Source organism: Lacibacter sp., assembly GCF_057361365.1.
Map to the genome: position 1 here is coordinate 26,115 of NZ_JBMQSG010000019.1, position 13,042 is coordinate 39,156.

Annotated in this window: 11 protein-coding genes; 6 read left to right on the forward strand and 5 right to left on the reverse strand. The window is 39.5% G+C overall.

Features of this window, described 5'->3' with window-relative positions; genetic code table 11:
* Positions 1-6 precede the first annotated feature (6 nt).
* The 5 genes from ACO1QW_RS16215 to ACO1QW_RS16235 all read right to left on the reverse strand — a co-directional run bounded on the left by ACO1QW_RS16215 (position 7) and on the right by ACO1QW_RS16235 (position 4,804).
* The gene (locus ACO1QW_RS16215; protein WP_486260326.1) at positions 7-615 is read right to left on the reverse strand and encodes a hypothetical protein; all 609 of its coding nucleotides are present in this window, start codon (positions 613-615) and stop codon (positions 7-9) included.
* Positions 616-681: 66 nt separating this feature from the next.
* On the reverse strand, positions 682-1,998 hold the full coding sequence (locus ACO1QW_RS16220; RefSeq protein ID WP_486260328.1) for a hypothetical protein: 1,317 nt from the start codon (positions 1,996-1,998) through the stop codon (positions 682-684).
* Between the two features lie 42 nt (positions 1,999-2,040).
* A complete protein-coding gene (locus ACO1QW_RS16225; protein WP_486260330.1) occupies positions 2,041-2,622 on the reverse strand; it encodes a YceI family protein in 582 nt (193 codons plus the stop codon).
* Positions 2,623-2,873: 251 nt separating this feature from the next.
* Complete coding sequence (locus ACO1QW_RS16230; RefSeq protein WP_486260332.1) at positions 2,874-3,782, reverse strand: S66 peptidase family protein; 909 nt, start codon at positions 3,780-3,782, stop codon at positions 2,874-2,876.
* Positions 3,779-4,804 (reverse strand): S66 peptidase family protein, encoded by a 1,026-nt coding sequence (locus ACO1QW_RS16235; RefSeq protein ID WP_486260334.1) that lies wholly within the window; start codon positions 4,802-4,804, stop codon positions 3,779-3,781. Before ACO1QW_RS16235 ends, ACO1QW_RS16230 begins: the two co-directional genes overlap by 4 nt.
* A 93-nt stretch (positions 4,805-4,897) precedes the next feature.
* On the opposite strand from ACO1QW_RS16235, the gene ACO1QW_RS16240 reads away from it, so the two are divergent.
* The 6 genes from ACO1QW_RS16240 to ACO1QW_RS16265 all read left to right on the forward strand — a co-directional run bounded on the left by ACO1QW_RS16240 (position 4,898) and on the right by ACO1QW_RS16265 (position 12,981).
* Positions 4,898-6,754, forward strand: a complete 1,857-nt coding sequence (locus ACO1QW_RS16240) for an LTA synthase family protein (protein ID WP_486260336.1) — start codon at positions 4,898-4,900, stop codon at positions 6,752-6,754.
* A 40-nt stretch (positions 6,755-6,794) separates the two neighbouring features.
* Positions 6,795-7,583: a carboxylesterase family protein gene (locus ACO1QW_RS16245; RefSeq protein ID WP_486260338.1), complete on the forward strand. Its 789-nt coding sequence runs from the start codon at positions 6,795-6,797 to the stop codon at positions 7,581-7,583.
* 21 nt (positions 7,584-7,604) lie between these two features.
* Entirely contained in the window at positions 7,605-8,672 is a 1,068-nt protein-coding gene (locus ACO1QW_RS16250) for an acyltransferase family protein (protein ID WP_486260340.1), read from the forward strand.
* A 56-nt stretch (positions 8,673-8,728) separates the two neighbouring features.
* Complete coding sequence (locus tag ACO1QW_RS16255) at positions 8,729-9,250, forward strand: hypothetical protein (RefSeq protein WP_486260342.1); 522 nt, start codon at positions 8,729-8,731, stop codon at positions 9,248-9,250.
* A gap of 83 nt (positions 9,251-9,333) precedes the next feature.
* The gene (metG, locus tag ACO1QW_RS16260; RefSeq protein ID WP_486260344.1) at positions 9,334-11,451 is read left to right on the forward strand and encodes a methionine--tRNA ligase; all 2,118 of its coding nucleotides are present in this window, start codon (positions 9,334-9,336) and stop codon (positions 11,449-11,451) included.
* A gap of 24 nt (positions 11,452-11,475) precedes the next feature.
* Positions 11,476-12,981, forward strand: coding sequence for a hypothetical protein (locus ACO1QW_RS16265; protein WP_486260345.1), 1,506 nt, complete (start codon positions 11,476-11,478; stop codon positions 12,979-12,981).
* Positions 12,982-13,042 lie beyond the last annotated feature (61 nt).

The window sequence follows — 13,042 nt, forward strand, 5'->3', positions numbered from 1 at the left end:
GAAGGATTACTTACCTGCAGTTACTAATAATTCAAAGTGAATAGTAATGATATCATCGATCTTGATGATGTTAAACGGAGTGCGTGGGTGAATTTTATATTCACTCATGGAAATGTCTTTGCTGGCAGTAAGCTTGTAGATATTGTCTTTACTGCGTAATAATTTCACTTGTATAGTTTGCGCTTTACTGATACCAGCAATGTACATAACGCTGTTAATGTTGTAGCTGTACACTTTGCCTGGCTGCATGTCTTTTTCATTATGCAGTGGCTGTGCGTTTAAAAGATCAACAATGATATAAGGAAATTCTTCAGCCTTTAATGCTTTGTGCAGGTCTCTGTTCATCACGTTGTTTCTGCAGCTCAGTAATTTAGTTTTAATACGAAGCCTGGCATTTTTAAACTGGATGAGTCTTGTAGAGGGATTAATATCGCCTTCGAGGATAGAAGGTTGAAATTTATCTTTACAATCGCAACGAAAATTATTGACGTTAGTGGAACCAAGAAGATAGAGCTCGCTGTTTTCATCAATATTGTATGCCAGCCTGATTGGGACAATCTTATCGGCTGAAAGCATAAAGAGAGAGAGAGTTATTATGAATAACAGACGTAACATGATTTGGTTGGATGGTGAAAAGAACAAAGCCCCGTTTGTTCAACAGGGCTTTGTTAATTTGTGCAATTAGAATCCTACTACTGCCTCAACAACCACTCCTTTGAAGTTGCCTTTGTCCAGTATATTTCCTGTTGCATATCCTTTGTAGTTCTGATTAACATATTCGCCTTTCAGAAGCACGTTTTTAGTTAAGAACCAGCCTGCGCCGAAAGCTACACGGTCAACAGTTTGTTTTGTAGCGTTGTTTACCAATTGACCTTTTACCTGGTTGTAACGAACACCTAAGAACACATTTTCTTTTGCACCAATTCTGTAAACAGCATCTACAGCATATTGGTCAACTTTACGTTTTGGAGTACCAGCTAATTTTTCATTGATAGTGCGGCCTTTTGCATTTTCATAAGTACCGAATAATTCTAAGCCTTGGAATTTCAGCAAACCGTTCAACTGTACTGCAGTGATCTGGTTAGTAAAGTTAGGAGCTACACGGCCTGAAGTGAAGTTGTCTTTTGCAGTTGCAGTAGCAGATTCCATCACCATCCAATAGTTACTACCTGTACGGTCGCCGGCATATAATGTGCTACGGCCAGAGCTTCCATTGTGATAAACTGAACCAGTTACTCTAACACGCAGATCACTGGTGATTTGTTTGTCGTAACCAAGTTTACCAACTAAAGAAGGATTGCGTTTGTAAGTTTCAGTAGTGCTGCCTGGTTCAAGTGGAGCTTGTACGCCACCGCTGATCAAACCATTTGTTACGCTAACAGAACCGAGTAAACCATTTTTACGAACGATCACTTCACCACCAACTTCTGTTGCAAATGCATCCATGATATAGTTTTCAATAAAGGGATTGTAGAGTGTTTGACCACCATCTGAACGACGGAACATTTGGTCGCCATAGTTGATTCCAAAGTGACCGATTTTAAGAGTAACTACTTTGAAGATATCATCCCATACTTTTCCTTTGAATGGAACTTTATCGAACTGGATGTAACCACCTTTTACCCATGCTTCGTTGTGGTGACGTGCAGAGAGATAAGTTACAAGGTTAAGAGCAATACCATCGGCTAATTGAACATCGATGTTCAGGTTTGCCTGCGCAAGGTTAAAGCCGGGTTTTAAGCGAGGGTATAAGGCTACTGCACCTGAGTTTTTATGTTTCAAACTTTGGAACTGCTGTGTAAAGCCGGCACCAATGCGAACTTTTAAACCATCGAAAGAAGTAACTGTGTCTTTAGGAGCTTCAAATACATTGATACCGCTTTGATCATAAGGACGCCAGTTCTGAATTTTTGCTTGCTGAGCCTGCATTACGAATGGTGAAAGGAGCAGTGCAACTACGGTTGCTTTTCTCAGACAGTTTGTAAGGAGAGGTTTCATATACTTTGTTTTAATTGAGTTAAAAAATTGAATGATTTATTATTAAGCTTTTTTAAGAACTACATCGTAAGTAAGGGTTACTTCATCGCCCACTTTCATGGCACCCAGCATAAAGCTTGGAGGTTTGATACCGTGGTTGCTCATTAATATTTTGCGTGTGCCTTTTACTTCCACATCACCACCAGGTAAAGTTTTAATGCGTAAAGTGAGATCAGTTGGTTTAGTTACACCACCTAATGTAAGATTACCTGTAACATTCATGATGGTTTCGCTACCGCTTTGCTGAACGCTTAACACTTTTGTGAAAACGTAAGTGATCTCAGGAAATTTATCAGCTTTTAATGTGCTGTGTGTGCGGTCGTCCATCAGATCAGAGTCTTTTGTACTTTTCAGTGATGCTGTTTTTACTTTTACAGAAGCAGCATTTATTTTTTCAAGACTTGTATTGTTTACACCAAAGTCACCGGTTACAACAACGTTTGTTGCTCTTGTACTCCAGTCGTGAACATTTGATGTTCCATTAATAGTTAATTGAAAAGATTTAGTACTGAATTTGCTTTGTGCACTTACAGTTCCTGCGATAAGCAGTGTGGCGAGGAACAGAAGGATTGATTGGCGTATCATAACTTGTTGTTTAATTGTTTCGTTCAAATTGACTCCACAAATATTGCTCGGGCTGGCTGGCCCTAGAATGATCTAATACAGGCTTTTGAGTGACTTGTGTCACAAGTTCAAATGACCGGGGTCAGGTAGGGTATAACAAAATCGCTGAAGTTCTTTGCTGGCAAGGGTTTCAGAGTGTCATTCCAACGCTGATTTAAAATAAAAAAGCCTGTAGTTTATATTCTACAGGCTTTTTATTGGAGAGAATTGGTCTATTGTTCTTTTAATTGAACAGTTAGTTTGTTTACACTTAATTGATAAGTACATCCCACTTTCAGCGCCAGGTTTTCTTTATCATGACTTACTGGAAAACCAAAACAAACGGGATACTTGTATTCGCTGATGAGCTCATGAATAATCGTCTGAACATTTTTTCCAAAAGGTCGTTCAGTATCCTGCATGTCAGTAAACTTACCAATGATGAGACCAGCAAGATCGTTCAGCTTACCACTTCGTTTTAATTGATGAAGCATGCGATCGATATTATAATGTTGTTCACCAATATCTTCTATAAAGAGAATTTTGCCTTTTGTTTGATAATCACTTTTCGTACCGATGAGATGGGTAACTAATGCAAGATTACCGCCCACCAATTCAGCAGTTGCTTTTCCAGTATGATTGAAGCGATGTGTTCTGCAACTGTAGTTTGCTTTCTCGCCTTGCAATGCTGCTTTGATCGATTTTACATATTTGTTTTTATAACCACCATCATTAAATGCACCAGCCATAGGAGAGTGTAGTGTTGCTATGTGGAAGTTGCGGTTAATGTGCGCATGAAAAATGGTAATGTCACTAAAGCCAATGATCCATTTTGGATTCTTTTTGAATGCAGTAAAATCCAATTGATCAATAATGCGGCCAACCCCATAACCACCACGTCCGCACAGTATAGCTTTTACTTCAGGTGCATCCAGCATTGCCTGGAACTCATTTAAACGTTCTTTATCTGTTCCGCTGAAATACGTTTTTGATTTGCTGCCGAGTGTTTTACCCACCAATACTTCGTAGCCCCATTGCTGTAACACTTTAATACAGGTTGCAGCTTTTTCTTTTGCCATATAGCCGGCAGGGCATGTAATGCCAATTGTATTGCCTTTTTGTAAATAAGGAGGAATCTTCATCGTATTTCAGTTAATGTGCTTCCGTTTGTTGTTACCTGCAATTTATGTTTCACCCCGCATTTCAACGCATAATTATTTCTTTGGTGGCCAACAGGAAAATCGAAGCAAACAGGGTATTTACAATCAGAAATTTTTTCCCTCACAATTTCATAGAGGTCCTTACCAAATTCTTCGGTTACATCTTCGCTGGGCTTAATCTTAAACCCGCCCACGATCAATCCTGCTAAATGATCAAGTTTACCGCTGCGTTTTAAATTCCAGAACATACGATCGATGCTGTAGAGATATTCGCCGGTATCTTCAACAAATAAAATTTTATCGGTTGTACGTAAATCGCTTTTGCTGCCTGCAAGCGATTCCAGTGTTTTCAAATTACCGCCAACCAAGGTGCCTGTAGCTTCACCAGGTTTGTTGTATTCATTTGCTGCTGCAGCATATTTCATCTTCACGCCTTTTAGTGCATCACGAATAGAAAGAATCGTTTCTATCTGTATGGGTTCTGCTTTGCTCCAGTCGTCAGGAAAACTGTTACACATTTTTGAATGAATAGAAGCAATTCCAAAATTGCGGTTGAGATGACTATGCAGCACAGTAATATCACTAAAGCCGATCATCCACTTGGGCTTTGTTTTCATTTTGGAGAAATCAAGTTGATCGATGATACGTACAAAGCCATAACCACCTCTTGCACAAAGAATGGCTTTTACGTTGTGATCGTCAATGAGCTGTTGAAAATCCTGCCTGCGTTCTTCATCTGTTCCGCCAAATGTATGATCACGCTTGCCGATGCTGCTGCCGATCTTCACTTTCAGCCCCCAGCTTTCAATTTGTTGAATGGCCGGTTCTATTTCTTTCTCAGTTATGTAGCCTGCAGGTGAAGTAATTCCTATAACATCCCCGTCTTTTAAATAGGGTGGTTGGTAGGGCTCAGCATATTGCAGCTCATTAATATTTACCTGTAGCCCATCAGTTAATAAAAAACCAGCCGGTAGCACAGACTGTAAGAAATGCTTTCTCTTCATAAGGTCAAATTATTTAAAAAAAACCATATGAGCTTTGTTTGGTCTTGCGTGTTTCATATTTAATGGCATCTTTGCAACCGGTACTGGTTAACTATGCGGAAATTATTTTACTCGGTCGTTTTTTTTGTGCTGTTCTGGATATTGTATTTTGCCCTGTGCAGGATGATCTTTGTCCTTTTCTTTTTTTCAAAATGGGAGAAAGACAGTGTGATGGAAGTAATGCGTTCGTTCCTGTTTGGTTTACCTATGGATATTGCCACCACGGCTTATATCGCTTCCTTGCCATTAATTGTTTGCGCTGCCTTATTTCTGCTGGGAAAAATTCCCACCCGTTCAAAAATTTATCGCTGGTATATGATCATGATGATCTTACTGATCGGTCTTCTTACCATTGTTGATGTGAACACCTACCGTGAGTGGGGCACGAAATTAAATTACCGGGCATTCCATGTGTTTTTCACAACACCTTCGCTTGCGTTGGCGAGTTCAATGATACCACCGGTTTTTATCTCGATGATTGTTGGGGTAGTTTTAATAGCATTGGGATTGATTTTTTATCTCCGTTTGAAACCGGATGTGCTGATTCAACAATATCCTCATTGGATCAAACGTATTGGAATTGTGCTGGCGGTTTTTGCTTTATATGTTGTGGCTTTACGTGGAGGGATTTCTACTTCGCCATTATCTATTTCATCGGCTTACTATTCAAATAATCAAACACTCAATCATGCGGCTGTTAACACCGAATGGAATTTAGTGCGTGATATTATCGATCATCGTTCAGCCCCTGCTAATCCATATCTTTTTATGGATATGAAGGAAGCAAATGCTATATGCGATAGCTTGTTCCAGGCTAAAGATTCTACCGTTTTGTTCCTTGATACCAGTAAACCAAATGTTGTTTTAATTGTTCTGGAAAGTTTTACGGCCGATCTGATGGAATCGCTCAACGGTGAAAAAAATGTAACGCCATTTCTCGACAGCCTTGCAGCTAAAAATTTACTGTTCACCAATATTTATGCATCTGGTTCACGTACTGATATTGGTTTTCTAACCTTGCATAGCGGGTTTCCTTCGCAAGCCATCAGCAGTTTGATCACTATTCCTGAAAAAGCAAAGAAAGTTCCTTCCATCTCTTCCTCTTTTTTTAACAATGGATACAATACTTCATTTTATTATGGTGGCGAAACTGATTTCTATAACTTTCGCTCCTTCATTTTAAATAAAGATTACAAACGACTTGTCGATATCCGTTCATTCGACAAAAAAGATATTAACTCAAAATGGGGTGCACATGATGATGTGTTGTTGAAACGTGTGCACACAGACTTGAACAATGAACCGCAGCCATTTTTTTCAACGGTGCTAACATTAAGCAATCATGAGCCCTTTGAAATACCAGTGAAGGCAAAATTTACAGGAAACGACGTTGCCGATAAATTCAGAAGCACTGCATATTATACCGATCAAAGTTTGAAGGAATTTTTTGCTGCCGCTTCAAAGGAAAGTTGGTACAAAAACACATTATTCGTGATCGTGGCCGATCACGGTCATCGCCTGCCTGCCGAAAAATATGAGATTTATATGCCCCGGCGTTCACAAATTCCTCTTTTGTTTGTGGGCGATGTATTGAAAACGGAATATAAAGGCAAACGAATAAATGTATTGGGATCCCAAGGCGATATACCAGCCACTCTACTTGCACAAACGGGCTTGGATCATAAAACGTTTTATTGGAGTAAAGATTTGATGAACCCGAATATTAAACAGTTTGCATTTAATTCCTTTGATAATGGTTTTATATGGATGGAGAAAGATGGCTACGTATCATTCGATAATAACAACCGGAAGATTATTCAGTCGCAAGCCGCTAAAACATCAAAGGAAGCAATGGTAAGAAGAGGGAAAGCAGTTCTGCAGAAAGTGTACCAGGAGTTTATCACTTATTAATCAGCGAAACATCATACATTCATAAGGTAAAACTTATGCCATGCGTTTATTGCTTGCTTTTATTGTATTACTGTTTACATCAACCCTTTCAGCGCAAACTCCTGCAGCTTTTGAAAAGAAACAATATCATTATGCTGATGGAAAAATTCTTCCTTATCGAATTTTATACCCGGAGAATTATGATAAAACAAAAAAGTATCCGTTGGTATTGTTTCTGCATGGAGCAGGCGAGCGTGGTGACGACAATGAAAAACAATTAGTGCATGGCTCCAAACTTTTTCTTGGTGAAGAAAATCGGAAAAAGTTCCCGGCAATAGTCATCTTTCCGCAATGCCCTGCCAACTCTTTTTGGGCTGCAATAAAGGTGGATACCACCGTGCGGCCACGTGCAATTTCATTCGATTATAAAAGTGAAGCGAACTGGCCTTTACTTGCTGCGAACGAACTGGTGCAAAAAGTAACCAGTGAAGAATCTGTCGATCAGCGCCGCATTTATGTAGCAGGTTTGTCGATGGGAGGAATGGGTACTTTTGAAATCGTTTATCGTAATCCTAAATTATACGCTGCAGCACTGCCCATTTGTGGCGGTGCTGATCTTACCAATTACACTCACTGGACAGGAAAAACCAAATTCTGGATATTTCATGGCGATGCTGACCCGGTTGTGCCGGTGAAGTTTTCGAGAGATGCAAATGAAAAGTTGAAGTCAATAAAGGCAGATGTTAAGTACACCGAATATCCCGGCGTAAATCATAACAGTTGGGATAATGCCTTTGCCGAACCTGATTTTTTAAAATGGATGTTTCAGCAAAAACAAAAGAAGAAATAGACTTAGCCTACCCATCGCCTTATGCACCCACATAAATCTAAACCACATTTTCCCATTCTCGATGGCTTACGGGGTGTTGCAGCCATTTTAGTTGTCATCTTTCATTTGTTTGAAGCAGTATTTCCTGTGCCAAAGGATTTGCCTATGCATCACGGATATCTTGCAGTTGACTTCTTCTTTTTATTGTCGGGTTTTGTAGTTGGTTACGCTTACGACGATCGTTGGAGTAAAATGAGCATCAAACAATTTTTTAAAATAAGATTGGTGCGTTTGCATCCATTAGTGGTGCTTGGTGTTGTCATTGGCTTAATTGCTTTTTTGCTTGACCCGTTTACACCGAAAGAATTTATAGCTGTATTTATTTTCAAAATTGTAGCCGCAGTTATACTTGGCATGCTTATTCTTCCTTCGCCTGATATACGTGGCTGGAACGAAACTCATCCTTTAAATGGTCCGACATGGTCGTTGCTACAGGAGTACCTTGCTAATATCCTATACGCATTGTTTGGCAGAAAACTCAGCAACACCGCCTTATGGCTTGTGGTTATCATCAGTGCAGCAGCATTAACAGCAACATCTGTATGGCGTGGCGATGTGGGAACAGGTTGGGCTTACAATACATTCTGGATCGCATTTGTTAGAATGATGTTTCCTTTTTCGGCCGGCCTGTTGCTGTTTCGTTCCGGAAAACGGATTCAATTGCCAATGGCTTTTTTACTTTGTTCAATTGCATTGACAGTATTATTTGCATTGCCCACTTTTAGATGGAATGGTTGGTACGAAGCTGGAGTGATCATTTTTTTATTTCCGGTGATTGTTGCTGCGGGTGCAGGCAGTAAGCTTAATGGCACCTGGGAGAAACTTTGCAAGTTCTGCGGTGACATTTCTTACCCGATTTATATTCTTCATTATCCATTCATTTATGTTTACACCGCATGGGTGTATGTAAAAAAGCCGGCACAAAGTGAAATTATTCCAGTGGCTGCAGGATTGTTTGTATTGTTTGTTGTACTTGCTTATGCAGCATTGAAATGGTACGATGAACCGGTAAGGAAATGGCTGAAAGGAAAATTACTGAGCAAGAACTAGGCTTTATCTTTTCAGCTATTCTGAAATAAAATTCCAGAGCGCATCGTTTAAATAATATGCTGAAGCATATCCTCATCATCAACCTTATTCTTATTACGCTTCATGTTTCTGCCCAGGAACAGAATGACACTTTATTCCCTCCTCATCACGATGAAATACACAATGCAAAAAGTATTGCTGCAGTCATCGGCTATAAATATTATGGACGAAGTGCATTAGAACTTGGTCTGGGTTATTACCGGCATCAACTCAGCAATCATGGGCATCTTTCATATACAATGTATGGCGGGGTAGAACTCACAGGTTATAACAAGGGAACACTGGTGGCTCCAAAAGTTGGTGCATGGGTGAATGGTTCTATCACAACACTTGGCATAAGCATGCTTCAGTTCATGTATGGCAAGGAGAAAAACCTTGTGCTGAGGCCCGAAGCTGGTTTAGGTTTGCTGTTCTTCAGGATATATTATGCTTATAACTGGACCATCAAAAACAAAGCATTTCAACCTGTTTCAAGGAATATGTTGGGCGTTTCGTTCACAGCTCCCCTCAGTAAACGGTTTTACAGCAGACAGAAATAGCATTTCCCCGTTCCTTCATTTAACGGTAAATTTGTGCCCCGCATCAGAAACAGGTGCGGATTATTTGTAAGAAAGAACGAAGTATGACTCAACCGAAAAGATATTTAATTACAAGTGCACTTCCTTATGCAAATGGTTTGAAACACGTAGGTCATTTGGCCGGTGCTTACATTCCTGCGGATATTTATGCCCGTTACTTGCGTGCACAAAAGCGTGATGTGGTGTTTGTGTGTGGGAGTGATGAACATGGTACAGCTATACCTATCCAGGCGACAAAAGAAGGCACAACGCCAAGAGCAATTATTGATAAATACCACGAAGCCATGAAACAGGATTTTGAAGACCTGAGCATGAGCTTTGATATTTATCATCGCACCAGCGAACCGATCCATCATGAAACAGCGCAGGAATTTTTTACGTACCTGCACGAGCGTGGCGAACTGGAAACAAAAGAAACCGAACAGTATTACGACGAAGAAGCAAAAACATTTTTAGCCGATCGTTATATAAAAGGTACTTGTCCGAATTGCGGCAGCGACCGTGCATTTGGTGATCAGTGTGAAAACTGCGGACGTACATTAAGCCCTGATGAGTTGATAAACCCGGTGAGTACACTCAGTGGTAAAGCGCCCATCAAAAAGAAAACCTCGCATTGGTATTTGCCCTTAGGCAAGCACGAAGAGTTTTTGCGTGAATGGATATTGAAAGAACATAAAGATGATTGGCGTGCAACAGTTGTTGGTCAGTGTAAAAGCTGGATCGAAGGCGGTTTACAATCTAGAGCGGTAACACGTGATCTTGATTGGGGTATTAAAGTGCCGTTGAAAGATGCAGAAGGAAAAGTGTTGTATGTATGGTTCGATGCGCCGATTGGTTATGTAAGCGCCACCCAGCAATGGGCTATTGATAATAAAAAAGATTGGGAACCGTATTGGTACGATCAGGATACCAAGCTGGTGCATTTTATTGGAAAAGATAATATCGTTTTCCATTGCATCATTTTCCCGATCATGCTGAAACTGCATGGAAATATTTTGCCCACGAATGTTCCTGCCAATGAGTTCTTAAATCTTGAAGGTGATAAAATGAGTACCAGCCGCAACTGGAAACTCGACATGCGTGATTACATCAACGATTTTGTAAAGAAAGAAAAGGGCGGCGGACAAGCCGTTGATATGTTGCGTTACTATCTCACACAAATTGCTCCTGAAACCAAAGACAGTGAGTTTATGTGGAAAGGTTTCCAGGATGCTGTGAACAGTGAACTGGGAAATATCTTCGGCAATTTTGTAAACCGTACATGGGTATTGATGCATAAACTCTGCGGTGGTAAAGTACCGAAGCTGCACGAAGATGTGTTTGTAGAAGAAGATAAATGGATCATCACAGAAATTGAAGCTGCAAAAGCGAAAGTTGAAAATCTGCTGGAAGAATATAAATTCCGGGAGGCCTTGTTTGAAGTAATTGATCTCAGCCGTAAGGGAAATCAATACATGCAAAAGAAAGAGCCATGGATTGTTGCAAAACAATTAGCCGAAAATCCGGAAGCACAGATGAGTATTGATAATACCATGCATTTGTGTTTGCAATTGAGTGCAAACCTTGCTATCCTCATCAATCCATTCTTGCCAAACACGGCTAGGAAAATGTTGGGCATGATGAAAGTGGTAGAAAAAATGCTCGATTGGGAAAATGCAGGTAAGCTGAAATTACTGAGTGTGGGTTATACCATGCGAGCACCAGAACTGCTGTTCAGAAAAATTGAAGACGACGAGATAAAGTATCAGGTAGAAAAATTAAAGTCCGGATTGGTGAAACCAGAAACAACAACTGTAAAAGTGGAAGAAACAAAATCTGAAACCGCTAACCTGAAATCTGAAATCCAGTTTGATGATTTCGCTAAGATCGATCTGAAAGTAGGAACAATTGTTACTGCTGAAAAAGTAGAGAAAGCAGATAAGTTGTTGAAGTTGTCAGTTGATCTTGGTTTTGAAACAAGAACGATAGTGAGTGGTATTGCACTTCATTTTAGCCCCGAAGAGATCGTTGGCAAGCAAGTAGTGGTGGTGGCTAATCTTGCTCCACGCAAAATGCGTGGTATCGAAAGTAATGGTATGATCTTAATGGCAGAAGATAAAGAAGGCAAGCTGCATTTTGTAAAGCCTGAAAGGGTGATTAATCCGGGTGCAGGAGTGAGCTAATCATCTTACTTAAACTTATAGTTTATGCGGGTTCGCAAGTATCAGGTTGTCCTGTTTGTAATATTTGTAGTTTCTGTTATTATACGGATTCCGACTTTTGATCGGCCACTTTCCAAGCACCATGAGTTCAATGCAGCAATGGTGTTAATAGGAATGGATTATTGGATTGACAACGGTGGGCCTTCTTCCACTTTTTATACTCCAGTTTTAAACTACAGTAAACCGGGCGATCGAAACCTTGATCTACCAACATCGCTTTTAACTGACAATAAAGGTAACTTGATCTATGCCAGTTTTGGAGCGGGATGGTTTCTATACCCATACTATTTTTTTAAATTATTCTCGCTTTCACCCGCACCTGCCACGCTAGTTATCTTCAACTTAATGTTAAATTTGTTTTGCATGTTGCTAGTGTTTTCTATTGGCCGCAAGTTTTTTTTAGAGTTGGACTCAGATCTGCCTTACAAATCACTAATCCTCGTTTTTTTATATGTTTTCACTCCTTGCATGCTTTGGTATACCGGAAATGGGTATGTGCATGAAGTGATGGTATTGCCCTTTTTTCTAATGCAGGTAAATTTATTTATCGATATCCTGAAGGGTAACTCATTTTCTAAGAGTAAAATGTTTCTCTATTTCATCGTCACTGTGATGGGTGTATTTAGTGACTGGCTTTGTATTTTTTGGCTAATAGTAACCTTTATTTTCGCATTAACCAAGGTTCAACGAGAAGCGAAATGGATAAAGTATCTGATGATGGCGTTCTTATCGGCACTTTTGTCATGTTTACTCGTAATATTCCACTATGGCTATTATTTAGGTATACATGAGTACATTTCAGCCTTAGGCAATAGGTATCAATCGAGAGGGGTGTTAAATATTAATATTAATAGTATTGGAGCTATACTTATCAAAATTGTAAAACACTATCTCTCGTCTTATTTATCATTATTGCTACTCCTTTCAATATTTTTGGGAGTTTATTTGGTTAGGCTTTCAAAGGGGGAAAAAATAAAAATCAACTTTGATAAAGGCACCAGGGAGATTGTTTTACTCACCTTTTTTACAGCTTTTCTTCATCATATTACTTTCGTAGAATTTACTTCTGTTCACGAATATGCTGTTTTAAAAACTGCACTCTTCTTGTCTTTGATTACCAGTCTTTTGCTATTCGCCTCCAAAATTTCAACCAGATTGGTTTTGTTTTTTTTCTTTACAATTAGCCTGGCTCAGTATTATTACATCAATCGAATTGGGCAAATCTCTTTGAATGGTGATCGTTACGATTTCAGCGAAACGACAGGTAAGATTATTCAATTAAATTCCTATGATGATGAAGTGGTATTTGTTGAGAATAGAAAAATGCGCCCCCAAATAAGCTATTATGCAAAACGAACCATTTTAAATGCGACAACTTTGGAACAGGCCAAACTGGTTTTACAACAACAACCTGGAAAAGGAAAAGGTGTTTGGTTTAAGATTGCGAATGATACTGTAGTTTCTGTTACCCATTTTGATATTAGTAAGTAGATTATTCTTAGAATTTCTCAATAAGCTTTTTAGATAGAATATCTGGAATTGCATATTTTCA

Coding starts and splice junctions, on each gene's coding strand:
- ACO1QW_RS16245 (WP_486260338.1), top strand. CDS start 6,795: ATGCGTTTATTGCTTGCTTTTATTGTATTACTGTTTACATCAACCCTT.
- ACO1QW_RS16215 (WP_486260326.1), bottom strand. CDS start 615: ATGTTACGTCTGTTATTCATAATAACTCTCTCTCTCTTTATGCTTTCA.
- ACO1QW_RS16230 (WP_486260332.1), bottom strand. CDS start 3,782: ATGAAGATTCCTCCTTATTTACAAAAAGGCAATACAATTGGCATTACA.
- ACO1QW_RS16225 (WP_486260330.1), bottom strand. CDS start 2,622: ATGATACGCCAATCAATCCTTCTGTTCCTCGCCACACTGCTTATCGCA.
- metG (WP_486260344.1), top strand. CDS start 9,334: ATGACTCAACCGAAAAGATATTTAATTACAAGTGCACTTCCTTATGCA.
- ACO1QW_RS16250 (WP_486260340.1), top strand. CDS start 7,605: ATGCACCCACATAAATCTAAACCACATTTTCCCATTCTCGATGGCTTA.
- ACO1QW_RS16240 (WP_486260336.1), top strand. CDS start 4,898: ATGCGGAAATTATTTTACTCGGTCGTTTTTTTTGTGCTGTTCTGGATA.
- ACO1QW_RS16265 (WP_486260345.1), top strand. CDS start 11,476: ATGCGGGTTCGCAAGTATCAGGTTGTCCTGTTTGTAATATTTGTAGTT.
- ACO1QW_RS16255 (WP_486260342.1), top strand. CDS start 8,729: ATGCTGAAGCATATCCTCATCATCAACCTTATTCTTATTACGCTTCAT.
- ACO1QW_RS16220 (WP_486260328.1), bottom strand. CDS start 1,998: ATGAAACCTCTCCTTACAAACTGTCTGAGAAAAGCAACCGTAGTTGCA.
- ACO1QW_RS16235 (WP_486260334.1), bottom strand. CDS start 4,804: ATGAAGAGAAAGCATTTCTTACAGTCTGTGCTACCGGCTGGTTTTTTA.